Genomic DNA, 23930 nt, shown 5'->3' on the forward strand with positions numbered 1-23930 from the left:
TTCCTCGATATATGAGTTCAGGCCTTCACAGGGCTTTCATCTTTCTTTCGTATATTAGTGATCCATTGTTGCACGATCGAAAGCAGGTTGGTAACGGTCCAATACAGAGTCAACCCGGAGGGCATACTCCAAAGGAAGAATACCATGATGAGAGGCATCACGTACATCATTACCTTCTGATTCGGATCCGTCGGCACGGTGGTCAATCGCATGGACAGGAATTGGGTTCCCACCATCAGTAAAACCAGAAGGTTCAGCGAAAGTCCTTCCTTGCTTAGATAAGGAATAGAAGGGGAAGTCCACACGAAATCCGGTTCGCTCAAATCCTTGATCCAAAGGAAAGGCGACTTCCAAAGATCGATCGTATCCGCAAATGCAACGTATAATGCAAAGAAAATAGGTAACTGAATCAGCATGGGAAGACATCCCCCAAGTTGCGAAAGCGGATTCATATTATGCTTTTTGTAAAGCTCCATCATTTTCTGCTGACGCTTTTCCGGATCTTTCGCGTATTTCTCGTTTATTTTCTTCAATTCGGGAGAAAGCGCGCTCATCTTTTTCATCGATTCCGCTTGCTTTTGATTCAGCGGATAAAAGACGAGTTTGAATAACAAAGCGAAGAGAATAATTCCGAATCCGTAATTCGGAAACGTGTAATGATAGGATTGCTGTAGGAACCAAACGATCCCGTTGCGGATCGGAGTAAAAATCCCTTGGTTGAAGGACTTGTTCAGATCGGGGCTCAAACCTGCAAAGGGGGATTTCGGATTCCGAAACGGATCCAACTTAGGATCCCTAAAAAGCATACCGTCCCATTCACGGATTCCCACGTAATTTGCAAAATCCAGAACTTCGGATTTACCCGGTTCCAGCTCGATGTCCGAGTAAGTCAAAATCACTCCGGACTCGTTTTTCTTACGGTTATCCAGGAGAATTCCTTCCGCATGCTTGTTCAAGGAATCGGAAACGGCGAGAAAATACCGGCTTCCCGCACCGACAAAATCGACCCCCTCTCCGGAACTCACAACTTCCTTAAATCGATCGTCCCCGTTCGGAACTCCGGTAAAAAAGTTCCGGATTCCTTCAAAGAAGTCCCAAGCGGAACCGCCGTCCACAAAGTCCTTCATACTTCCATCCATACGATAGACTCGGAAGAATTTGGAGAGTTCCTGATCGTTCGCTTCCCGATTTTGCGGGACGGGTCCGATACTTCCGAAAGTCCTCAGATAAGCGGGTTTTTCGCGACGGGAAAAAGCCAACTTATCCTTTCCGATGTTCGTGATGGAAATCTCGGTTTTAAAATAATTCTCTTTGGGAAAGAATTGGAACGTTTTCTTCAGAAGGACGTTGTCTTTGGAAGAGGTAAAAGTGAACTTTAAATTTTCCTTATCTTCTTCGGATTTAAAATTGATCCGGTTCCAATCCGAAGAACCGATCGCTTCCTTACTATCCGAAAAATTGAAATCGAAGCCTTTGCCCCGGGAAAGTTCTATCGCCCTATATTTGGCGCCTTCCACTTCGATTTCGTCGTAATCCGCACGGGCGACTTTGACTTCCTTTCCTTCCGAACTCGTATAATCCTTAATGTACAATTTTTCGATCCTAGCTCCGAGGCTGGACAGAAAAACGATATGCGAATCGGTTTTGAGGACGAACTTTCTGATTTCCTTAGGATCTACTTTCGCTGCGGTGCTTTCGGTAGGTTGCGTTAGAGTCTCTTTGGGTTGTTTCGAAACCTCGGTTTTTTGTTCCGTCTGCTTATTTTGCGGCTTCGGCTTTCCGAGATCCGGATTGAGAAAGTAGTTCGCGACGAACCAAATTCCTAAACTGAGCATTAAAGCGAGAAAAAGCCTATTTTGTCTGTCTTCCATTCCTATTTCCTTTTAGGGTTGGGGGGTAAAGGGTCTTCACCGGCGGCGAAGAAGGGATTGCAGCGAAGGATCCTTTTTCCGGAGAGAAAGGACGCCTGAAAGAAATTATATTCATGAAACGCCTGCAAAGCGTATTCGGAACAACTAGGTGTAAATCTACAAGCGGAGGGGAGAACGGGTGAAATCCAACGTTTGTACAGAGTAATCAGAAAGATAGCCAACTGATTCATTGAATTCGTCTCATGAGAAAGGCCAAATAGGAAATCAATTCACTGTGATCCAGTTCGAAAATCGTCGGCTTTGCCAGCACGGCAATATCGAATCCTTGGGAAAAACCGGGAGCCAATTCCGCTATCGCCGCCCGAAGTCTTCTTTTGACCCTATTTCGTCGGACCGCAGTTCCTACCGAACGTTCCGGACAATACAAAAATCTATTGTGTCCGATTCCGTTCGGTTTGTGAACGAGAACCAGCGGAGGTTTCGAAAATCTCTTCCCTAACTGAAAAAGTTCGCGGATATCTTTCCTGGATGTAAGTGTCTCTTCGATTTTACTTCGTTAGAACTTCTTTCCGGTTCTTTCATCGGAAACGGTAAGTTTGTAACGGCCTTTTGCTCTTCTACGGGAGAGAGTTTTTCTGCCACCCGGAGTTGCCATTCTGGCGCGGAAGCCGTGGGTACGGGCGCGTTTGATCCGGCTGGGTTGATAAGTTCTTCTCATATAAATCCCTATGTAATATCTACGATTGCGGTTTTTTGACCGGGGAAGTCCCCCTCCGTTAGGATTTTCTACCTAAATCGGGCAGTCAACCCGTTTCCCCTAAAAGAAAGTGATACTGGTTTCAAGGGAGGGGATAAAAAAAGAAAAACCCGGCGACGTCCTACTCTCCCACACAGCGAACCATGCAGTACCATCAGCGATGAGAGGCTTAACTTCCGTGTTCGGGATGGGAACGGGTGTGACCCTCTCTCTATAATCACCGAGAATCTAAGGCCACGTTGTAAGTACCCTTTGGGCTGTCAATGAAAAATCCAAGAGAAATCCGGCTTCCGTTTCACGGTTGGAGCCGATTCCAATCGATAAACTGCTCCCCAGCCATAGGCTGGCAAACAGGACAGAAGAAGGAATCGTGACCCAACACATTAGCGCGGCGGATCTTGGTTCCGCAATTGGGGCAGGGTTCGTTTTTCCGATTTCTAACTTTTACGTGATCCCGCACCTTGAAATCCAAAGGCGCCTTTTTCCTTCGAATATAATCGATGGAATCGGCCAAAACCCTTCTGATGCTTTCATAGAGCCGATGCTTATCTTCCGAAGTGAGTCGGTGGCATGGAGTTTTCGGATGGATCCTTGCCTCAAACAGGATCTCGTCCGAATAGGCGTTTCCCAAAACGCTCAACTTGGATTGGTCCATTAGGAAGACTCTGGTTTGCTGACGGCTTTTGTCGATGCGACGCTGGAATTCCTCTTCCGTGAATTGCTCCGAAATAAGATCCACTCCTTGTTCCGAATATTTCGGAATCTGTGCGAATTGGCCGGGCAAAGAGAAATACACTTTTCCCATTCTGACGTCGTCGCTATAATTTAGCACCGATCCTTCCATGCGAAACCGGACGCATAGATCCTTTTTTTTGTAATTCGGCTCGAGCGAGAAGCGACCTGCCAACATAGGGTGAATTACTACGTTTTTATCCCCTAGGTCGAAATTCAAAAAAGGGCCGTTCCTGTAGAGCCCTCGGAAGGAAGCTCCGACAAATCCGTCTTCGATTGAGGAACCCGTCAGATTCCGAACTACGATAGGATCCACAATTTCTATCGCGGATATCTTACGACCGATCAGTTCGGGCACAAGACGTTCCTCAATGATCACTAAATCCGGTAATTCGGGCATGGTACAACGGTTAATTTTCTAAATGGGATCGTGGAGCGGACGCTCATCTCTTCTTCCGACTGGGAAGATATTTGTAATATTCCACTTCGATAGTATTAATTAGAAAAGTATAATATTTTACGAGCTTCTTGTCGTATTTCTTCTTTTGAGCTTCGTTACGGAGAAATTCCGACAATTGGTCCCGAATCAAGGGGGCCTTCAGGTCCGAATGACTGAGTATGATCGTACTAGGCATACCGATCGGAACGATATCGTCCGGAATCGCGATCATCGCGGCGTTCTGCAATAAGGCGTATTCCACAGTCGAGGCTACTTTATCGTCGTCAGGCTCCGACTTAAGATAAGAAACGCTTTGGCGGATATTATCGATATTTTCCCAGATCTTTTTCCGAAGGGATTTTCCGTCGTGAATCTTATCCTGGATTTTCGTGAACCGATTCGGAAAAACGAATCTTTCCGCACCCTTTGCGATCAGGCTCACTTTCTTTTCTTTCGGGCTTTCCGCCTTTCCAAAATGTTCTTCCGAGTCGTCTTCTTCCTTAAATCCGGAATCCGATACCGAACCTCCCCCGATAAAAATTCCCGAAAATCCCGTTCCCTGGGATTTGGACATCGTGTTGGGTAAATCCACCTTTTCCCTGTCCCGGAAGAATAGAGCCAGCATTACACCGATCACCAACGCAACTGGAATTCCCACGAAGATGATGCCGACCGTGCTGAAATGTACGGAGGCGATCAAAAAGAAAAGCATGGTCCCCACGAAGCCGAGTAGCCCCATCGAAAGATTGAATTTTTTTGCGAGAGCTTCGGATCTTTCCCGCTCTTCCGTCTCTCTTTCTATCAAAAAAGAGTCTTGTTGTAGCTTTACTACATGATCCCCTTTCAATTTCGAATTCAGATCGGGGTGCTTTGCCGCGGATAAAGAGGCGTTGATTTCCTTCGCGATGGACAGTTCTCTTTGAAACGACGGATTCACTTTGGATTCGGAAGTCAATTTATGGATTACGGCCGCCATATAGCCCGGATCACAAATATAAATCTCGGAACTCCCATCCTCCTTTTGGATCTCCTTCATGCCGAAGGATGCGGCGAGTTCCTTTTTCAAAATCTCCGAATACGAGGAGATTTGATCCGGTGCGGTGATGCCCACCCCGACCAGCCTTTTCTCCGAGTTGAATTTATACAGGGTAAGTTGTCCCTGCGTATGGTCCCGGATTTGGGTTTGGATTCTATGAACGAGACTCTTAAAGGCGCCGTCGATTTTCCGTTCGCTTAATCTGGACTTTTCCTCGATCAGTTTCCGTATAATCTGAATGGAAGACTGACAGGTTTCTCTCACCCTTTTTCCCAGATCGTCCTTTTCCCGATCGAAAGGATAATCCTCCACCAACTGGATCAGCGCCTCCACTTTCTCGCTGTTTTGCTTTCTTCCTTGCTCCGCCGCTCCGTGAACGTTTTCGAAATCCTGGATGCGGGACCGAAACAAAGTATAACCCGCCCTTTCCGCTAATTGTTTTAAGTAAGTAAGGGCAAAAACTTCCAATCCATCAACCTGCGCACGGTAATGAGAGATCACTTCCGGCTGGTGAACGTATGTTCCATCCGGATTCAACATGAGATCGTCTATAATGATATGATAATCCGGAAGGATTTGGGTTAAGGCTTCTTTCGATTTAGCGTAATTGACGAAATCCGACAAAAAATCGGTCATAGGAAGGTAGTGATAAGGTTGAAATCCCCTCCGCAAAAGACTCGCCATTTCGGATTCGAGCGAGCCTAACTTAGGGTAAAGCCACAACTGACCCGTTTTATTTTTATGTAATATGATTGCACCCGGGCGGTCTTCCTCGAGAATGCGCGGTTTCTTGGATCGATTCGCGAGTATCAGATCTATGGTTTCTTCCGAAAATTGAAAGCAGGCTTTTCTATACGGTGTAACGTCCGTCTTAGCTTCTTTCTGAGGAGAAACCAGAGCGATTTTAGCCATGACTTTATTCGCGTTCCTGACCAAAAACGGATACATCATCGCCGACTTGTTTTTCCCCTTTTTATCTGAATCCAACACCTGACGTAACGCCAGATCCACGGATTCCGGAGACTTTGCTTGCTCGCTTAAATTCCGATACTTATTCAGAAGCTCGCCTAGTTTGTCTAGAGTGAGAAGATAGGAAGGATGGACGCTTTTAGACCCGTGCTTTTCGGTTTTTTTATGCCAATCTCTCAGTTCATCCAGAATGCAACGGGAAGTGGCGGATAATCCCACCGCTCCGTCATTTAAGAAAATATAGTCGGGCTGTAGTCCGTCTATATCGGCGACTTTAGATTGGTCCGAGGATAATTCTTCAAAGGATAATTCTTGCTCCAAAGTTTCCATGAGCGTCCGAAATGAACAACAATCCGGGAGGCGGATTTCGCGAATATTCTAGAAACCAGAATCGCGGATCCGAAAAGAGATTGAAACTCTTTTATTACGCCAAATTCGGTCCGGTGCAATCTTCCTCCGGATATGCTATTCCGAATATTCGGCCAAAACCTTCCCGATTCTGGAAAGTCCTTCGGAAAGTTCCTCCTCGTCTCGGGCAAAACTGATTCGGGCACATTCGTCGACGAACGGATCATTCACTTCGGATTTCGGATAGAAATACCGCCCTGGGACGAGAACCACACCGGATTTTTTGAGGACCGAGTACAGTTCGGTTAAGGATTTTGAAAGTCCTCTGAATCGGACCCAAAGAAAAAAAGCTCCTTCACTTTCGTGAATCTGGTATCTGAGTTTACCGGTCCATTCCCTTTCTATCACGGAAAACGCAAGCTTCCGCTTTTCGGCATAATATGGAAGAATTACGTTTTTACTTAAGGAAGACCAGGCTCCCGAGGTAAAAAGCTCTAGACCGACGTATTGTCCCAGACTTCCGCCGGTTAAATTCAGGACTGCATTCGCTTTATTTAATGAGGAAACGATCTTAGGGTCCGCTAAAACAAAACCCGTTCTTACCCCGGGCAATCCGATCTTGGAAAGACTGAATGACTGGACCATACCGTCTTCGTAAAACCAACGATTGTCTCCGGAATAAACGATCCCAGGAAACGGGAAACCGTAAGCGTTATCCAGTAGGAACGGGATCCTTTTTTTTTCGGCAAAGGAAAGAATCTTTCGAATCTCCTCTTCCCCTGCGATCCGTCCTGTCGGGTTGGAAGGACGGGATAAGACGATACAACCGAGAGGCTCCGCAGATTCACCTAATCTTTGCAGACTCGCTTCATCCAATTCGTAGCGGAAGGTATGCTCACCCGTTTCTCGTACTAGGCTCGGAACCGGAAGGATGGAATCCTCCTCTAAAGGCTGATCTATATAACCGATGTATTCGGGAACCGCCGGAAAAACCGCTCTTCTCTTGCTACCGTCTTCGTACGTCCCGGAAAAAAAATTCAAGAGCAAATAAAATGCGTTTTGAGAACCGCCCGTAATCGCAATTTCTTCGGTTCGAATCGATCTGCCGGATTCCTTCCGTAGAAGATCGGCAACTGCTTCCAGCGTTTCCCGCTTACCGCTGGGAGATTCGTATTTTCCTAGAATCGATTCCCAACTTCCCTTCTCCGCTAATTTGGATAAAAACTCTTTCCAAACCTCCTGTACCTCCGGAATCAATGCGGGACTTCCTCCCCCGAGCATGCAAACCCCGGGCTCGAGGTTCGCCAAATCCTCCATGAGCTGCCCTATCCCGGTTTGGCGGCTAAATTTAGAACCGAATTTGGATACGGAGAATTTCGGAATCATAGGCGTATTCCACTTTTCTTTCAATGGAAGTTCCGGAAACATAATCTAAGTTTAGGCGGGAAATTTTCTTTCTTTGTCGAATTCTATCATTGGAGAAGGGTATGCCGAAAAATATTCCTACCGATATTCGGAAAATTTTAGATCCTGAAAATTTGGATCTCGGGTCGTTTCTAAATGCCTTTCCTTGGGAAAGGCGATGGACTTCGCTCGCAAATCCGATCGATAGACTCTGGAAATTCGATTTAAGCGCCTCCCCGACCCAATTGTGGCCTTGGTTGACGGACACCTCGTCCTTTAACAAAAGGATAGGGATTCCAGAAATGAAATTCCGGGAAATCGACGGAAAGTTATTCGGTTCCTCCAAAAATGCCGGGATCCTGATGGAATGGGAGGAAGTTCCCTGGGAATGGGAATATTGCAGACAATTAAATAACGCACGTATCTATTCGAAAGGATTCGCATATTACGTTAGAACCCGTTATCAACTTTTTCCTTTAAACGGCGATGGAACAAGGCTCTTCGTCTATTTCGGATGGATACCGAGAGGGTTTATCGGAAAATATATGTTGCCGATAGGAATGCGCCAATTGGAAAAATCCTACATTAAAGGATTGTCCGAGGTCGTAAACGATCTGAAAAAAGTCGAAACTGCAGGTTGGGCCGGTCCTTCGGCTTTGGGATTATTGAAGGAATCCCCGACCGATTCCGACCCGGTTTTCCCTGCAAGAGTCCACCAAATCCGCACGGGCCTAATCCGTGACGGCCAGCCTAGAAATCTCGTGGATAAACTGTTGGGCTACATACTCGACGCGAACGAAAACGATCTTTATCGTATCCGGGTTAAGGCTTTGGCAAAGGCTTGGAATATCTCTTTGAACGAACTACTTCTTGTCTTTCTACACGGTTGTCGCCAAGGTCTGTTTACCCTTTCCTGGGATATTATTTGCCCCCATTGCCGAGGAGTGCGTACCGAAGCGATGCATTTAGGGGATTTGCCTACGAGAGATTCTTGCGAAGTTTGTAATATACGTTTCGATACGAACCAGATCAATTCGGTAGAGATCACTTTCCATGTCCATCCTTCCGTTCGCGAGATTCAAAAAAGATTTTTCTGTGCGGCGGAACCCGCGACCAAATCGCATATCCGCTTTCAAAAATACTTGGATCCGGAAGAGACGTACGAGTCCCGTCTTTTGCTCGGACCGGGAACCTATCGAATGAGGATCGGCGGAGAAAAACACTATACCCTTTTGGATGTGTCGGAAGACTCTTCCGAACAGAGACTGGAATGGTCTTCCTCCTTACCGGAACAACTTACCGCGAAAAATTTTCCCTCCTTGGTTCTGAAAAATAAGGACTCTCATCCGAAAGCATTCGTCATAGAGGAAAGGCGGGAAGATCAAAACAGTCTTAGACCGTCAGACCTATTCAATTTTCAGGATTTTCGGGAACTATTCTCCCAAGAAGCACTTTCCACCGAATTGCAGTTGGATATCGGAATCCAAACGATTTTGTTTACCGATATAGTCGGATCCACTCGATTCTATCACCAAAAAGGGGATACGAGCGCGTTTGCCGAGGTACGACAACATTTCGTGGAAATTTATAAAATCGTCCGGGACCACCAGGGTGCCGTCGTAAAGACGATCGGAGACGCGGTCATGGCCTCTTTTACGTCTCCCGTAAACGGAATCCTTGCCGCCTCCGAGTTACAGGAAGCGTTTTCCTCTTCCAAGAATCGGACTCCGATCCGGATTCGAGTCAGCCTTCATAGCGGTCCTTGCCTAGCGGTGAATCTGAACAGCAATATAGATTACTTCGGAAATACGGTAAATTTTGCTGCTAAGCTGCAAGGGATCGCGGAAGAGCAGGAAATCGTACTTTCGGAAATCGTTTTCCGAGATAGAGAAGTTCGATATTTCATGAAAGAAAAGGGCTGGAAGGTCAAAAAGGTGAAGTTCCACCAATCCTGGATCGATCAGGACACGGACGCTTATAAGCTGGTGAAATCGGCCGAAGGAACATTATAATAAAACAAAAGATAATTACTGGAGACGCCGGGGTTCGCCGCGACGCGATCGGATTTCCTTTCCGATCAAGCTCTGCGGCGTCTCACTCGAAGCCTCACCGCTTCCGTGCAGTTCGGTCGCAGAGATCACGCTCCCTACGGGTCGCTATCTCTGCTTACTCGAGTTCGCATTCTCACCCCGATGCAGTATAAAACAAAAGATGATTACTGGAGACGCCGGGGTTCGAACCCGGGTCCTATTGTGCCTCTATGGGGCCTCTACATGTTTGTCCTACGATTGTTGTTTCGGAGAGCCTTAACCCGCAGGCAGGTGTGCCCCTCCAATTCGATTCCAGTACATCATCCATCGAGAACCGAACACCGATGAATCACGTCCCCCGTTTGAGTCGGACAAAAAACCACCGGGGGAGTAAGCCTTTCGTCCGTAGCAGAGATTAAGCTGCTAGTGCTAATTCGTTGTTAGCGTTTATTGTTTTGAAGGTTTTTAAGAGGCCCCTCACCCCTACATGCCACCACACTTCAACTACAACAGTCGAAACCAAATTCGTCCCCGTTGTTATCAGTTAGACATCCAGATTTCGACGGAATTCCGGAAATTCAAGGAGTTTTTCCGGTAAAATTCCCTGAATTCCGGGCAAAATATCCCAAAACCCCTGACTTTTCCCGTTTTAACCTCGAACGTCCCAAAACGTTTCGGAGATAACGAACTGTGTTTGGAAAGAAACTTATAACGAACAGAGTTTATAAAAATATAAAATTCTTAGAACGCATTTGATTCGATATCTAACCATCAAACTCTTGATCGAACGTAATATAACAAATGTTTTATATACAACCTTAAAACTCTTAGTGGAATTGACTTTTTTTCGAATTAACGCTACATTGGCACGCAGAGAATTGGATCGCTTTCTTCCTTCAGGAGGCGTGTCCGTGTGAGGATAAAAATTTAAAATGAGAAAATCTATCATTTGGAAAGCTGTTGCGGTATTGGGGATTAGCTTTAGCGCAATTTCCCTTTCTGCACAAAGCCAGTCCCAACTTTTTACGAAACCCGGAGTCATCGGGGATTCTTTAAGCCAAGGTTTCTTTGGCGCTACCGTGGAAAAAAAGACCCAAGACTGGGCCTACCCCGTGCTTGTCTCCAAACAAGCGGGTTCTGGCGTAAGTTATAACGTTTTAAAAGGACCGTACATTAACTTCGAGGATGTTCTTAAAGGGAATTGCGGTATTTTCTGTATCGCTGCAAGCGTTATCGGCGGAAACGGATCCACTGTCAGCCTTCCGACCCACGCAGGCATCACCGGCGCGGATTACACTACCGTTTTGAAAACTTCGGGCCAGTGCGAAGATATCACTGCTACGAAATGGACCAGACAATGGTACTGGGCAACCTGGTATTGGTTTACCTACCGCTGGGTTCAAGTCGCGGATTGCCAAACTCCGGATAAATTCCATCGTTTCGGACTGGGAAATTCCGGAACTCAGATGGAAGTCATGGAAAAAGTCAGACCGACTTTCCTATTCGGAACCGCCGCCGCAAACCATGTTCTTTGTACGGCCCTCAGCACTTCTACGAATTGTTTGGACGAAGCACGCTTCAAGAGGGACATCCGTGAAACGATGCGCAGAATGGCTGCGATCGGATCCATCCAAGGAGGAGTATTGTTTACGATTCCGAATGTGACTTCCATCGCTTTTCTGGAACCGTACCAAGACCCGCAAGGAAGAGCGAATTACACGGGGTTAAAGGCGTTTTTCCGTTCCTCAGTTTCCGATCCTTCCCAAGTTCTGGATGCGGGCGAAGTAAATACCATCACGAACTTCTTATCCATGTTGAACGGCGAAGTAAAAGCCCAAGCGGTTGCAATGGGATTCGCGGTTGCGGATCTTAAAGTACTCTTCGACGATCTGAAGGAAAACGGAAGGTTGATTAACAGTCCGTCCGGATGGAGTCCCGGATACGCCAGAGCGAATTGGCCGCTTCCCGGACAACCCGGAATTTTCGGGTTGGACGGAGTGCATCCGAACCAATACGGCCATACGGTTTTTGCGAACGAATTGATCAAAGCGATCGATTCTAAATACGGATTTTCCATTCCGACCATTAGTGAATACAACGCTTGGTATTATGACAGCTTAAACCGTAATCCGATCGATCTGAAAAAATTCCTGACCGAAACGATCTTCGGGCAGTTTATTTCTTGGGTCATCGGAATCTTCGTATAAACTTTCGATACAGATCGCAAAATCTCGAGGTAACTGTTCTCGAGGTTTTGCGATTCCTTTCTCTAAAAACGCCTCGATCGCGTAACAAGCATGCTTCTGATTAAAAAATATTCCCTATGGATCCTACTTGGGTTCCTTGCATTCGTTCTTCTATTATTCATTCTTTGGCCCGAGAAGTCCCGTAAAATCAAGTCTGTCAGTCAGGAAACCGAGACCGTTTTGGAACGAAGACGAAATTTAACTTCCGGAATCGAATTCCCGGAAGCTCCTCATCCGTTCCAAGAAGATCCCGAATTGGAAGGGCAAGCAAAGAGATTGTGGCCTCATGCCTTCGGTCCTAAAAAGACGGATTCCGATCGGGAAAAAATCCGGGAAGAATGGGCCGAATTTGCCCTCAAATATCCGAAAAACATTTATATTCCTGCCGAGTTTCGGCCCCCATTAACGGAGGAACAGGAAAAGAAAGCCCGAGAAAGACTAGATCTCGTAACTGCTGCGGAATCCCAATTTGCGATAGGGAGAAACGCAGGAAGATTCGCAGAGCCCGGCGCCACCCCTCCGCAATCGACCGAACCTCAGGTGACTCCCCAACAGCAAAGGGCATATTTGGAATACAAAATCCAAGAATTGGAATCCAGAATACAACTCGTAGAATACACCATCCAACAGGGACAAATGGACCCCGCCCAGGTTTCGGAAGCGAATCAGGATATCGCCCAATGGAAAAGCGATTTGCAACAATTAACACAAACCTTGAATATAGTTCCTTCTTCTTAAAATGACAAAAACGATCCGTATCTATCTTTTACTTCATCTCTCCTTGATTCCATTTCTGACCTTCTTACTTTCATGCAGCGGGCCCCCGAAGCCGGACCGTCTACCTGAAATTTCGGAAGCGGAACCTGCTGGCCTTGCGGAGCTTGAAAAAGCCCTGGAGTCGGAAAATATCCAGGCAAAATCCCAGGCGATTCTGGAGCTGGCCGATCGAAACGAGAGAATCTATCTCCCGAAAATCCGAAGCTTCCTAACCGGAAACGACAAATCATTACGCGGTCCGGCAGCCCTCGCATTGGGAATCTATAAAGATAAACCCTCCATCCAGGGAATATTAAATCTTTTGCAAGCGGGATCGGGAGTCGGAATCGAAACGGTATTGGAGGCTCTCGCGAGAATGGGCGATGCCGAGGCAGGAAATAAACTCGTTCCTTTTTTGGAAAGCGAGGATTCTACAATTCGCTTATTAACCGTGGACACCTTGGTTCGGATCGATGCCCGTTCCGCGAGCGGAAACCTTCTGGTATCCGCTCAAAAAAACTCCGACCCTGAGAAGACCAAAACTTATGCCATGGCGATCGGAAAACTGCGGATTCAAGCGGGGGAAGCATATCTGCTAAAACAAGCCGAAAATTTAAAACCGAGCCCTAGTTTGGCCGCCGTTTATTTGGCGCTGGGTAAAATCAAAAGTAGAAAAGCGGTTCCTCTTCTCGTCAAAGCGATGACTGCGGAATTCGATAAAGGAAGAGAGAATTCTTCTATCGCGCTGGTGGATATAGGAGATCCGAATTCGATTCCCGCGGTTTTACCGTTGATCGGTCATCCAAGTAGAGAAATTCGTTATAGAGCCGCGGATGTTCTCATCGGAGTGCCGTCTCCGCAGACGGGACCGAGCGTACTACGCGTTCTTCGTACTGGATCGGCGGAAACGAAAGGACCCGCTTCCCATATCTTAGGTCGCATCAAGTACGTTCCGGCCCGAGAATCCATCGAAACCTCTCTCCTTGATACTTCCTTGCCCGACAGGGAAATCATCGCCCAGTCTTTAGGATATATGGGTGATAAACGAAGTATCTCGGTTTTATCCAGAATCAGCCAAGAAACTTCCGGCGAGGCAAAATATGGAGCGGTTTGGGCTCTAGGTGGAATCGGGGATCCGGAAGCGCTACCTCTATTGGAAAAAGCGGCGGATTCCTCCGATCAAAAATTGGCGAGGATTGCGGCCGAGAGTTTAGGTATGATCGCTTCTCCCAAATCCTTGGCCTTACTGGATCGTAAAACCCAGCAGTTCCCGGACTTAGCACCTAGCACCTTAGGTGCGATCGCGTCCATCAAGGGAGAAGAGGCGGAATCTATCTTGGAAAAATATGCCCGTAGCCAAAATTGGAATCTACACCAAGTGGCGGTGGCACAGCTCGGCGCTCGAAAAGATCCCAAAAGTCTTTCTGTTTTGATCTCTCTTTTAGAGGATAACGAGACTCCTCGAAATCGAAAATTGGTGATCGCGGCCCTAAAATCCGTGACCGGGGAAAAATTCTCCTCCAAAAACGAGTGGTTGAATTGGTACCAAAGTCGAAAGTAAGGGAAGATTTTTTTTTCGCCCTTCTCTTCCCCATGATTTTGTACTTTCGATTCGTACGTTTACTTAAATTCTTTTTTCCCTTTTTCCTTCTGTTCGGTGCAGTCACCTGCCGAATAACCGAAACGGGACGAAAAGTCTTTCGAGAAGCCCACAAGAAAAGCCTCGGAACCGACTCGAAAAAAAAATTAGAAGACGGCCTTTACGCCGTCCATTACGGAAACGGAAGTTGGCCGGACCTTTCCGCCGAATCGGAGGAAGAAGTCGAACGAAAGGAAACTGTTTTTCTATTTTATCTGATCAAAAGTGGAGATAGGATCCTTTTGATTGACTCCGGAATTTCTTCCGTGCGGACCAAAGATAGATACGGTATCCGAAATTGGATTTCTCCGGATACCATCCTCGAAAAAGCCGGAATCGGAGTATCGATGGTTACCGATATCGTATTGACTCATTTTTCCGCCGATCACGCGGGCGGGCTGAATCTGTTTCCGGGAGCTAGGATTTACATCAATCCGAACGATTGGCAGCTTCTAAAAAAGACGGACTGGTTTCCGAATCTCGGCAAGATTCTGCTCACCAAAGAAAAGGATAAAAAACTGGCTTTCGTCCAAGGAAGTATGGAAGTATTCCCCGATTTTAGAATTCTTTTTACGGGAGGACGAACCCCGGGCCATTCCGCGATAGAGTGGTTACGATCTCCGAAAAATAGGGTACTCTTCACTGGCGACGAATGTATTTTCACGGAACTCTGCGTGGGAGGAAAAGATCCTGTAGGCCTACCTTTCTATTCCGTTAAAAATCATCGGGAATTTTTACAATACATGGAATTGCTGGTCGAACAAGGGACGAGAATCTTAACCTTCCATGACCCTTCTCTTCTCCGCCCGGAGGCAGAAGTGTTTCCTCGCATCTACAGGATTCCGTAAATGAAAAAGGGCTTCGGTTTTATCCGAAGCCCTTCGCAAGGGTTAAAACCTTCGAATTACTTGTACACCTTATCTATCTTTTTCTGATACTTTTCGGTGATTATGTGACGTTTCATTTTCAACAGGTTGGTTAATTCGTCCCCTACTTCGAATGCTTTCGGAGCGATCACCACATGTTGGACCAATTCGAAGGATTTGAAACCTTCCTTCGTACTATTGTACTCCCGAATTTCTTTTTTGTAGAACTCGAGGACTTTAGGATGATCCACCAAATCTTTCAATTCTTTTGCGGTGATTCCATTCTGTTCCAACCAAGGTTTCAGATTATCGATATCCGGAACGATAATTGCTCCCAGGGCCTTTTGGTCCTGTCCAAACACCATGGATTGTTTAATAAACGGAGACTCGTCCAATTTATTTTCGATAGGAACCGGTTCTACGTTTTCGCCGCCCAAAAGAACGACCGTATCCTTAGCGCGACCGGTTAGAGTAAGGGTCTTCTTATAATTGATGAAACCGATATCTCCCGTATTAATCCATCCATCCGACATGGTCTTTTTAGTCGCTTCCGGGTTTTTATAGTACCCTTTCATAACTTGCGGCCCTTTGATATGAACGACTCCCTTGAGTCCGATCTTTCCGGCCAAGATCTCACGATTATCGTTGATATGAGTCAGGATTTTTCCGTTATCGTCCCGAATTTGAAGTTCCGTTTTCGGAACTACGTATCCCACAGATCCGATGATAGGATAATCGTAATGGCGAACGGAAATCACCGGAGCAGTTTCGGTCATTCCGTAACCTTCCAAAACAAGCAGGCCGATATCATTGAAGAAATTGTCCACGTGTCGTTGTAAAGCCCCGCCTCCGGAAAGAGTTCCTCGCAGGCGTCCGCCGGTAGCTTGACGGATCTTCGCCAGAACGACGGCGTCCAAAGTCTTATAATTGAAGATCAATCCTAGACCCGCTATCGTGAGAAGCAAACCGGGCACGACCGGTAGATTCGGATTGGCACTCCTAACGTAAAAATAGGCGGCCATTGCGAGAATAGAAACCGTAAACGGACCGGTTAAAATCAGCCGAAGCAACGCTTCTATCCCCATTACCAGCGATTGGAGTGGATTTCTTCCTTCGTAATCCACTTCTCGTCCGCTTAAAAAACGTACCGCTGCGTGATAGTTCTTGGAAAATAGGTACGCTGTGTTGAATAGGAATTTTCGAACCGGAGGAGTCTGCTTGGGATCGTTGATCCGATTATAAATACCGGAATAGATACTTTCCCACACCCTAGGTGCGGAAGCCATAAAGGACGGTCTCGCCTTCGCAAGATCGTTCCGCAGATCCGCAACTTTCGTATAAAAGGTAGCAATACCGAGGGAGATTGCTGAATATTCTACTACCCGTTCGAATATATGCCATACCGGAAGGATGGAGAGCATGCTATCATCGTCCTTGATCATGGACTTTTTCAAAATCAAGGGGACGACGTACTCGATTTGGTGCGTCATGTTGGAGTGCATGAGCATAACGCCTTTGGGCATTCCCGTAGTTCCGGAAGTATAAATCAATGTGAACAGGTCGTCCGGTTTGATTCCTTCGATCCGTTTTTCGGCCTTTTTGGAACCTTTTGCCCGATGTGCCCGTCCTTCTTCGATCAAATCGTAAAGGTGCAAAACCCCTTTCGTTTTGATTTTACTGTCCTTATCCATGATAATGACGGTCTTGACATCCTTAAGTTTGGATTTGTTCTTAAGGAATTTCTCGTATACCTTATCGTTTTCCAGAAAAACTACGGCGGCATGAGAATGGTTCAGAATATGATCCATCTCCCCATCCGTAACGTCCGTTCCTCTAGGAACGTTTGCGGAACCGCAAAATAGAACGGCCGCATCCACAATAATCCATTCCAAGCGGTTGTCGGCGATCACTCCGACGTGATCCCGGGCTTTTACTCCGAGTTCGATGAGCGCTTCCGCTAGATTCAGGCCGAGATCGGCCAATTGTTTGAAGCTAGTAGGCTTATACTCTTTACTTTCGTCCTTGGACCAAAATGCGGGCCTGTCCGCGTAGGCCTGGGCCGCCTTGAGGTACAACTCTGCTAAATTCTTATACATTGGAGTTCTTCCTTTTTGAAGAAGGGATAAATATTACCCTTTGGTAAATTGGGCTGAAAGAGCGCTTACGGTATTGCGAGGAAGAGAAGAGTCAAGAAAATTTTAGAAAAGAGGAAAACGGTGCGGTGCAAAATCAAATAGAGAACGAGAGCGAGTTTTGGTAATAGAATTTCCGCCCGCAGAATCTTCGGGCGGAAATCGAAACGAACGCCGGAATTATTGCTCTTCGCCGGCAGCTCCCTCGTGGGAAGGAGCAGGAGTGGAAGACTCAGACTTGGATCCTTCTCCCTCTTTTTTAGCTCCTTTTTTGGACTTTTTACCGTGTTTCTTTTTGGATTTCTTTTTCTTTCCTTTTTTACCTTTTTTCTCGGACTTTGCAGCTCCGGAATCTTGCGTTTGAGCGGGCTCATCACCTGCCGCATCTTCTGCAGTCAGTCCGTTAAAACCGAAAAGAGCGATCGCGGAAACTAAAAGGGAAGCTAGAATTTTTTTGAATAGGGTCATGATAGTCTGCCTATATTTAGGTTGGTTTTAATGCCTTACTTTTATTATTATGTGAGGCAAATCAAACCGAATTTAGCAAAAAATCAAATTTCGAGTCGGGAAGGTCTCCACTTGGTGGGCACTTCCACAGCCATCGAGAGTCGTTCCAAAAATTTGGATTTAGGTATCTCGTACGCCCCCAACGAAAGAGTTACGGGATTCATCTGCTGGGTATCGAATAAGATAAAACCGTCGCTTTTCAAAATATGGAAAAGATAATGGAGAGCGATTTTTCCGAAATCAGGTTCGAAGGAAAACATGGACTCACCGGCAAAGAATTTTCCGATCGCTACTCCGTAAACTCCTCCGCTGAGAAGACCTTCTTCATTCCAAACTTCCAAACTATGTGCATAACCCTGCCTATGGAACTCGGTAAATCCTTTTAAGAAGGTATCCGTGATCCAAGTCTGTTCTTCGGAACGATAAGAACAGCAACGCATAACCTGTTCGAACGCATGATTCATAGTGATCGTATATTTTTTCTGCCGAATTTTACGGTGAACCTTACGGCTCAAATGAAGAACATTCAGATCGAAGATTGCTCTGGGATCCAAAGAAAACCAAAGCAAGGGTTTATCCATCCAGGGAAAAATTCCGTGAGTATACGCGTAAAGGAGACGAGATACGCTAAGATCTCCTCCGATCCCGACTACCTCCTCCTTGGTTTCTTTCGGGCTAAGGAAAAAATCCGAAAAATCCCGGATTTTAGGAATATAAGTCTCCTCATTCGGAAATTCCACCGTTCACTCCCTCCCGATAGGAAACGATTCTTCGATCCTATAGATCGGACCGTCGGTTCCGCTTCGGCTGGAATAGATATGAAATTCTCCCGGTTCGAAAACGGGAAGGGTAAAATCCCGAAATTCTTCCAGATAGGTCATAACGCTTCTTTGAGCCGAATCCCGAAAACGGGCTATGGTTATATGCGGTTTGTATTCCCGCTTTTCTACGGAAAAACCGGCTCTCTTGCAACCGGATTCCAAAGTTCTTTGCAAATTCAATAACCGAGGATCCGGATCGCAGGCGATGTAAAGGATCGCCGGTTTTTTGAATCCGAACCATCCCAGTCCATCGGCTTTTAGGGGAAAGGATCCGGCACTGACATTGGTGCAGATTTCGCGCAAAGAATCGAATTCCGTAGAATCTAATTCGCCTAAAAAAACCAGAGTAACGTGAAAATTCTCCTCTGGCACCCAGCGAGCCCCTTCGATACCGTAGCAAATTCGGGCGATGGAATCGCGGATTTTTTCCGGAAGAGAAAGACCAATGAAGGTTCTCATTCCAAATCCACCGAAGTGACAAAACGGATCCCTCGCAGTGCATTGCAGAGAATAATTCTTTCGGCTTTCCGAAAATCCGGTACGAATAAATCCTTTTCCGTTGCCTTCAGCCTTATCATTAATTTTTTTCTAGCAATCCCGGGTAGAATACACGATTGAAGGGAAGGTGTGAACCATTTTCCTCCGATTCTTAGAAAAATGGAATGGACGGTTCCTTCTAGAATACGGTCTTTCTCGTCCATAAAGACGGCGTCTAAATAGCCTTTGGATCGTGCCGATTCGTATCCTTTCATATATGCCGTTCGAACACTGGTTTTATGAAGTCGTAGCGTTTCGTTGTTCCGCAATTTTTTATTCGAAATCAAAATGCCCCCTTCTTTCTCCGTCGATGACCAGAGTTGTATTTCGGATTTCAAGCCGAGTTTTCGATCCAAAGAGATCCGCGCACGGTACGTATTTTTAGGATTTTCCAAACTTTCTTTTTTTATTTTTTCTAATGTAGATTTCCATGCCTGATCAGAAAAAGGAAAGCCCAACTCCTTCGCGGAATTTCGCGTCCTTTCTTCGTGTTCTTTTTCAAAGTACACCGTGCCTCTTTTCACCTTTGCCGTAGTGAAAATATCGAAATTCCCTCCGACCTCGCGGACGGATTCCGTTAAAAAAGCCGCCTTGGACCAGCATTCCTTCCACTCCTCCTCCGAATTCGAATCGATCGTGATCCCGGCTCCGATTCCTAACCTCCCGCTCCATCCATCTCCGAAATCCTCCTGAAACTCCAAGGTTCGGATCGGAATGGATACCGTTTCCTTTCCGGGAGATAAAAATGCGATAGCTCCGGTATAGATCCCCCGGCTTTCCTCCAACGAAGAAATGATCTCAGTCGCCTTCCGTTTCGGTGCCCCGGTAATCGATCCGCCCGGAAAGAGCGCCTCCAGTATTTTTGAAAAGGAAACTCCGTCGTTCAAAACGGAACCGATATCGCTCGTCATCTGAAAGACGGTACTATATTCCTGGATTCCGAACAGATTTTGAACGGAAACGGAACCCAATTCGGATATTTTTCCCAGATCGCTCCGAATCAGATCCGTGATCATCAAATTTTCGGCCTTATCTTTTTCGGAGTCCTGCAAATCTGTCTTGAATTGAAGATCTTCTTCCGCATTTTTTCCCCTGGGTCTAGTCCCTTTCATGGGTGAAGTTCTTATGGTCTTGCCCTTTCTCTCCCAAAAAAGTTCAGGAGAAAAAGAAAGAATTTCCCGCCCAACGTTACCTTCCTTCGCTCGACCCGTCCAAATCCAGGCCTCATATGGAACGTTCTGCGCCCTACGCAAATCGAAAAAAAACCGACCACTCGAACCGAGGAGATTCAACTCTAACGGAAACGTGTAATTAATTTGATAAACGTCCCCTTTGCGTAGCGATTGTTTGATCTTATGGATAGATTCGTCGAATTTATCGAAATTTATGGAAGATTTGTACCTAACGGAATAACCTTCCGCTGAAAAGGAATTTTCCCAGCTTTCCAATTCCTCTTTTTCCAAAATCTTATATTCTTGGAATGTTCCGAACCAAACTAAGGGGAAATCGAAAGACGAATCGATATATTCCCCGTCTCCTTTTAAAAACGCTTCTCCCGATTCGTATGAAATCCATCCTGCCGCAAAAAAACCTTCCGAAACCTTATCTTCGATTTTCCGAATGATTTTAAGAACTTCGCTTCGTCGATTAGTAGTGAAGACTTCCTCCGGAAACGCAAGGATAGGTTTTTGTTCGCACGAAAACCCTCTTCCCAAAAACACGAAAGGCTTTACACCGTTGCCCTTAAACCAATTCATACAAGGAAGTCTTTTTATCCCTTATCCAAATAGCGATCGGATAAATAAAGTGAAATGATCCTAGATAACCGTTTTGCGTCCATAAAACAGCTTAGGACATTTTCCTGGGCCGGAAAAATTTTAATAACCGCGACCCTTTATTTTCTCTTAGGGCATATCGGTTTTTTTACCGCTGCCTATTCCGGTTACGCTTCTCCAGTGTGGCCCGCATCCGGGTGGGCCCTTTGTGCCTTGCTTTTATTCGGAAAATCCGCCGCGATCGGGGTGGGTCTCGGCTCTTTTGTCTATAATCTTTCGACAAAACTCGATATCCTTTCCGAATATCCCCTTGCCCCGCAATTTTGGGGAGCGATCTTAATCGGATGCGGTAGCGGTCTGCAGGCTCTATTAGGTTCCATATTCTACAACAAAATCGTTAGAGATACGGACTTCACGAGAAGTACTGCCAAAGTCATCCGATTCCTTTGGATGGAAACTTTCGTTTGCACTACGAGCGCTAGCGTGGCCAATTTAGGGCTTTTTCTAATGGGAATCATTCCCGTGGAAACGGTCGCTTCCACTTGGATTTTTTGGTGGTCCGGCGATATGCTGGGAGTGTTTCTTTATTTTCCTTTTTTCTGGTCTTGGTTGACTCCGGATCTTTCTTCCAGTAAAAAAAACGCGCTTAGAGAAAGTATCCCGGTAATCCTCTTATTGGTACTCATCACATCGGTAACATTTAACGTCTTTCGAATCAAAGCTTTGGAGTTGGATTATCCGATCGCCTATTTATTAGTAACGATAGTCGTTTGGTCCTCTCTACAGTTCGGAGCCCGAGAATCCTCTCTCGCTCTTACCTTGATTTCCGGTCTCGCCATTTGGGGAGCTATCCAAGGTTCGACCCAATTTTCCGCTTCCTCTCGGGAAACGTCCCTTCTGTTATTACAAAGCTTTCTTTCCGCGATGTCCATAACGTCGCTTTTGGTGTTATCGGTCGTTCGAGAAAGAAGGGAAGCTGAGCGAAGGTTGCTACACTCTCACGGTGAACTGGAAACTCTTGTCACTGAGAGGACTCTGGAGCTGACTAGGTCGAACGTCTCTCTCGACGAAACCGAAGCTAGATACAAAAGATTGTTCGAAAACGTTCCGATCGGTATCTTCGAATGCGATTATAGCCGAGTAAAAGCTCTTTTGGATTCCCTCCCGCCGATGGGAAATATGCAATTTTATCGGTTTCTATCCAAGAACCCCGAATTTATGCGGGAATGTGCGCGGTCCATTCGGGTAGTCGACGCGAATCTAGAAACCGTAAAGATGTTCAAAACAGACTCCAAAGAGGCGGTATTGCAGATTACGAAAAATATCTACGATATCGGAAAATCCAACGATTTCGTTAATCTGATATATTGCATTCGATTAGGGTTAAGAGCCCTCGAATACGACGTCTTTTTGACCGCTCATGACGGAAGCAAATTCGAAGCGACATTGAGATGGTCGTTGCCCCCGGAATCGGAAAAAACTTTTTCTTCCATCATCGTCACCGCGGAAGAGATTACCGAAAAGAAAGAAGCGGAGCGACAACTCAAGGCGTCGCTTCGGGAAAAAGACGTTATGCTGAAAGAAATTCATCATAGGGTCAAAAACAATCTGCAAGCGATATCTAGCTTATTCAGCCTACAGGCGGATTACGTAAACGATCCCAAAGTTCACGAAGCCTTCGCGGAAAGCCAGAATAGAATCCAAACGATGGCATTGATACACGACGAACTTTACCAATCAAAGGATTTAGGCGACATCGAATTTTCCGGATATGCAAACCGCCTTTCGGCCAAAATTCGTTCCGCTTACAAGATAGGGCCGGACATCCGTTTGAAAACGGAAATGGAACGATTGAATCTGGAAGTAAGCGTGGCGATTCCGCTGGGCCTGATATTAAACGAACTTTTGACGAACTGTTTCAAATACGCGTTTCCTAGCGGATTCCAACCCGAATCGGGAGAGAGAAGCGTGACCATCCGGATCGCAAAGGAAAAGGATTTCGGAGTGCTGGAAATAAGCGACACTGGATGCGGATTATCCGGAGATTCGGATCCTTTCGAAGGGCCTTCCTTCGGACTGACCCTAGTTCAGGTCTTAACTCGACAATTAAAAGGAAAATTGGATTTTTCGAGTTCCTTAGGAAAAGGAACCACGTTTAGAATTCGGTTCTCCGTCTCACAATAACGAAAAGTCCTTGCTTATCTTTTAAGCGTAAACGAGTAAGGATTCCAATGAGAACCAAGCCTCCAAGTCCGATCGCGAACAGAGCGGAAGCTCGCAGGGAACAGATACTCGAAGCGGCGCTGGAGGTTTTTTCCGAAAAGGGATATCACGAAACGGGTATCGCGGATATCGCCGGAAAATTGAATATCGGACACGGTACCTGCTATAGGTATTTTAAGAATAAATTGGACATCCTTCATGCGCTTGTAGACAGGATCCTGACCGGATTGATCGAAGTAGTCAAGAAAGAGGCGCCGGACAAATCCGATACTCTCGAGGAGTACAGACAACAAATCATAAGTATCGGAGAGGAATTGTTTCAACTTTTCGCAAAAGACCCTCGGCAGGCCAAAATCGTTTTTTTCGAGGCCATGGGACTGGACGAAGCCATTCAAAGAAAGGTACGTCTGGGGATCGATCGGAGTGCAAAACTTACGGAATTGTATCTAAAGAACGGAGTATCGAAAGGATTTTTACGAAAAGACTTGAATACCCGAATCGCTTCGCAGGCGGTCAATGCGATAATGTTCGAGGGAATACGTGCGGGAATCTCTTACGGAAAAGACGCGAAGTTCGCGAGGAGATGGATGGAGGAAATACCGAAGTTAATGCTCGAAGGAATGAGAAAAAGATAGGCATCATCCTTTAGGAAGTATGCCTATCCTACTTTCTATCTCGAAGCGATAAAGTTTTCCAGATCTTTTACGGTTACTTCGGGAATCTCCTCCATGGGAATATGGCCCGCTCCTTCATAGATTCGGAATGCCGCTCTCGGAAGGAATCGATAAAATTCGGCAACCTACCATGGTAATGTGGGGGACGGAGGATGAATGGCTAAAATA

The 23930-nt window shown here is 46.2% G+C and carries 19 protein-coding genes, 1 rRNA gene and 1 other RNA gene; 7 read left to right on the top strand and 14 right to left on the bottom strand.

The features are described from left to right. Positions 1–17: 17 nt before the first annotated feature. The 8 genes from yidC to EHO61_RS11860 all read right to left on the bottom strand — a co-directional run bounded on the left by yidC (position 18) and on the right by EHO61_RS11860 (position 7538). Positions 18–1871 (bottom strand): membrane protein insertase YidC, encoded by a 1854-nt coding sequence (gene yidC / locus EHO61_RS11825; RefSeq protein WP_135813779.1) that lies wholly within the window; start codon positions 1869–1871, stop codon positions 18–20. 2 nt (positions 1872–1873) lie between these two features. Next, positions 1874–2101, bottom strand: a complete 228-nt coding sequence (gene yidD / locus EHO61_RS11830; RefSeq protein WP_135813780.1) for a membrane protein insertion efficiency factor YidD — start codon at positions 2099–2101, stop codon at positions 1874–1876. After that, on the bottom strand, positions 2098–2418 hold the full coding sequence (rnpA, locus tag EHO61_RS11835) for a ribonuclease P protein component (RefSeq protein ID WP_135813781.1): 321 nt from the start codon (positions 2416–2418) through the stop codon (positions 2098–2100). The genes yidD and rnpA overlap by 4 nt, the downstream gene beginning before the upstream one ends. A gap of 9 nt (positions 2419–2427) precedes the next feature. Continuing rightward, positions 2428–2589 carry a 50S ribosomal protein L34 gene (gene rpmH / locus EHO61_RS11840; RefSeq protein ID WP_016546812.1) on the bottom strand — a complete coding sequence of 54 codons (162 nt, stop codon included), beginning with the start codon at positions 2587–2589 and terminating at the stop codon, positions 2428–2430. Positions 2590–2736: 147 nt separating this feature from the next. Continuing rightward, positions 2737–2853: ribosomal RNA gene (gene rrf, locus EHO61_RS11845) — 5S ribosomal RNA — on the bottom strand. Positions 2854–2923: 70 nt separating this feature from the next. After that, positions 2924–3760: an Fpg/Nei family DNA glycosylase gene (locus tag EHO61_RS11850; RefSeq protein ID WP_135813782.1), complete on the bottom strand. Its 837-nt coding sequence runs from the start codon at positions 3758–3760 to the stop codon at positions 2924–2926. Positions 3761–3803: 43 nt separating this feature from the next. After that, positions 3804–6134, bottom strand: coding sequence for a hypothetical protein (locus EHO61_RS11855; RefSeq protein WP_135813783.1), 2331 nt, complete (start codon positions 6132–6134; stop codon positions 3804–3806). Between the two features lie 135 nt (positions 6135–6269). Next, positions 6270–7538: an aminotransferase class I/II-fold pyridoxal phosphate-dependent enzyme gene (locus EHO61_RS11860; protein ID WP_135813823.1), complete on the bottom strand. Its 1269-nt coding sequence runs from the start codon at positions 7536–7538 to the stop codon at positions 6270–6272. A 101-nt stretch (positions 7539–7639) separates the two neighbouring features. Between EHO61_RS11860 and EHO61_RS11865 the strand changes: the two genes are divergently transcribed. After that, entirely contained in the window at positions 7640–9568 is a 1929-nt protein-coding gene (locus EHO61_RS11865) for an adenylate/guanylate cyclase domain-containing protein (RefSeq protein ID WP_135813784.1), read from the top strand. Between the two features lie 204 nt (positions 9569–9772). Here the strand turns inward: EHO61_RS11865 and ssrA are convergent. Beyond that, positions 9773–10119: a transfer-messenger RNA gene (gene ssrA, locus EHO61_RS11870) on the bottom strand. Positions 10120–10518: 399 nt separating this feature from the next. Here ssrA and EHO61_RS11875 point away from each other — a divergent pair. From EHO61_RS11875 to EHO61_RS11890, 4 genes are all read left to right on the top strand, one after another. After that, complete coding sequence (locus EHO61_RS11875; RefSeq protein WP_135813785.1) at positions 10519–11793, top strand: hypothetical protein; 1275 nt, start codon at positions 10519–10521, stop codon at positions 11791–11793. 90 nt (positions 11794–11883) lie between these two features. Then, positions 11884–12570, top strand: coding sequence for a hypothetical protein (locus EHO61_RS11880; protein WP_135813786.1), 687 nt, complete (start codon positions 11884–11886; stop codon positions 12568–12570). A 1-nt stretch (position 12571) separates the two neighbouring features. Continuing rightward, positions 12572–14149: a HEAT repeat domain-containing protein gene (locus EHO61_RS11885; protein ID WP_135813787.1), complete on the top strand. Its 1578-nt coding sequence runs from the start codon at positions 12572–12574 to the stop codon at positions 14147–14149. 32 nt (positions 14150–14181) lie between these two features. Further along, the gene (locus EHO61_RS11890; protein WP_135813824.1) at positions 14182–15075 is read left to right on the top strand and encodes an MBL fold metallo-hydrolase; all 894 of its coding nucleotides are present in this window, start codon (positions 14182–14184) and stop codon (positions 15073–15075) included. 56 nt (positions 15076–15131) lie between these two features. Here EHO61_RS11890 and EHO61_RS11895 read toward each other — a convergent pair whose 3' ends face one another. The 5 genes from EHO61_RS11895 to EHO61_RS11915 all read right to left on the bottom strand — a co-directional run bounded on the left by EHO61_RS11895 (position 15132) and on the right by EHO61_RS11915 (position 20847). Next, on the bottom strand, positions 15132–17189 hold the full coding sequence (locus EHO61_RS11895) for an AMP-dependent synthetase/ligase (RefSeq protein ID WP_135813788.1): 2058 nt from the start codon (positions 17187–17189) through the stop codon (positions 15132–15134). A gap of 216 nt (positions 17190–17405) precedes the next feature. After that, the gene (locus EHO61_RS11900; protein WP_135813789.1) at positions 17406–17693 is read right to left on the bottom strand and encodes a hypothetical protein; all 288 of its coding nucleotides are present in this window, start codon (positions 17691–17693) and stop codon (positions 17406–17408) included. A gap of 83 nt (positions 17694–17776) precedes the next feature. After that, entirely contained in the window at positions 17777–18436 is a 660-nt protein-coding gene (aat, locus tag EHO61_RS11905; RefSeq protein ID WP_167884867.1) for a leucyl/phenylalanyl-tRNA--protein transferase, read from the bottom strand. Positions 18437–18475: 39 nt separating this feature from the next. Beyond that, positions 18476–19012, bottom strand: coding sequence for an RNA 2',3'-cyclic phosphodiesterase (thpR, locus tag EHO61_RS11910; protein ID WP_135813791.1), 537 nt, complete (start codon positions 19010–19012; stop codon positions 18476–18478). Beyond that, positions 19009–20847, bottom strand: coding sequence for a bifunctional chorismate-binding protein/class IV aminotransferase (locus tag EHO61_RS11915; protein WP_135813792.1), 1839 nt, complete (start codon positions 20845–20847; stop codon positions 19009–19011). Before EHO61_RS11915 ends, thpR begins: the two co-directional genes overlap by 4 nt. Before the next feature lie 54 nt (positions 20848–20901). Between EHO61_RS11915 and EHO61_RS11920 the strand changes: the two genes are divergently transcribed. Continuing rightward, positions 20902–23049 carry an MASE1 domain-containing protein gene (locus EHO61_RS11920; protein WP_135813793.1) on the top strand — a complete coding sequence of 716 codons (2148 nt, stop codon included), beginning with the start codon at positions 20902–20904 and terminating at the stop codon, positions 23047–23049. A gap of 47 nt (positions 23050–23096) precedes the next feature. Beyond that, positions 23097–23723, top strand: coding sequence for a TetR/AcrR family transcriptional regulator (locus EHO61_RS11925; RefSeq protein ID WP_135813794.1), 627 nt, complete (start codon positions 23097–23099; stop codon positions 23721–23723). Positions 23724–23930: the final 207 nt, after the last annotated feature.

This window comes from Leptospira fluminis, assembly GCF_004771275.1.
In the GTDB taxonomy this organism is placed as follows: domain Bacteria; phylum Spirochaetota; class Leptospiria; order Leptospirales; family Leptospiraceae; genus Leptospira_B; species Leptospira_B fluminis.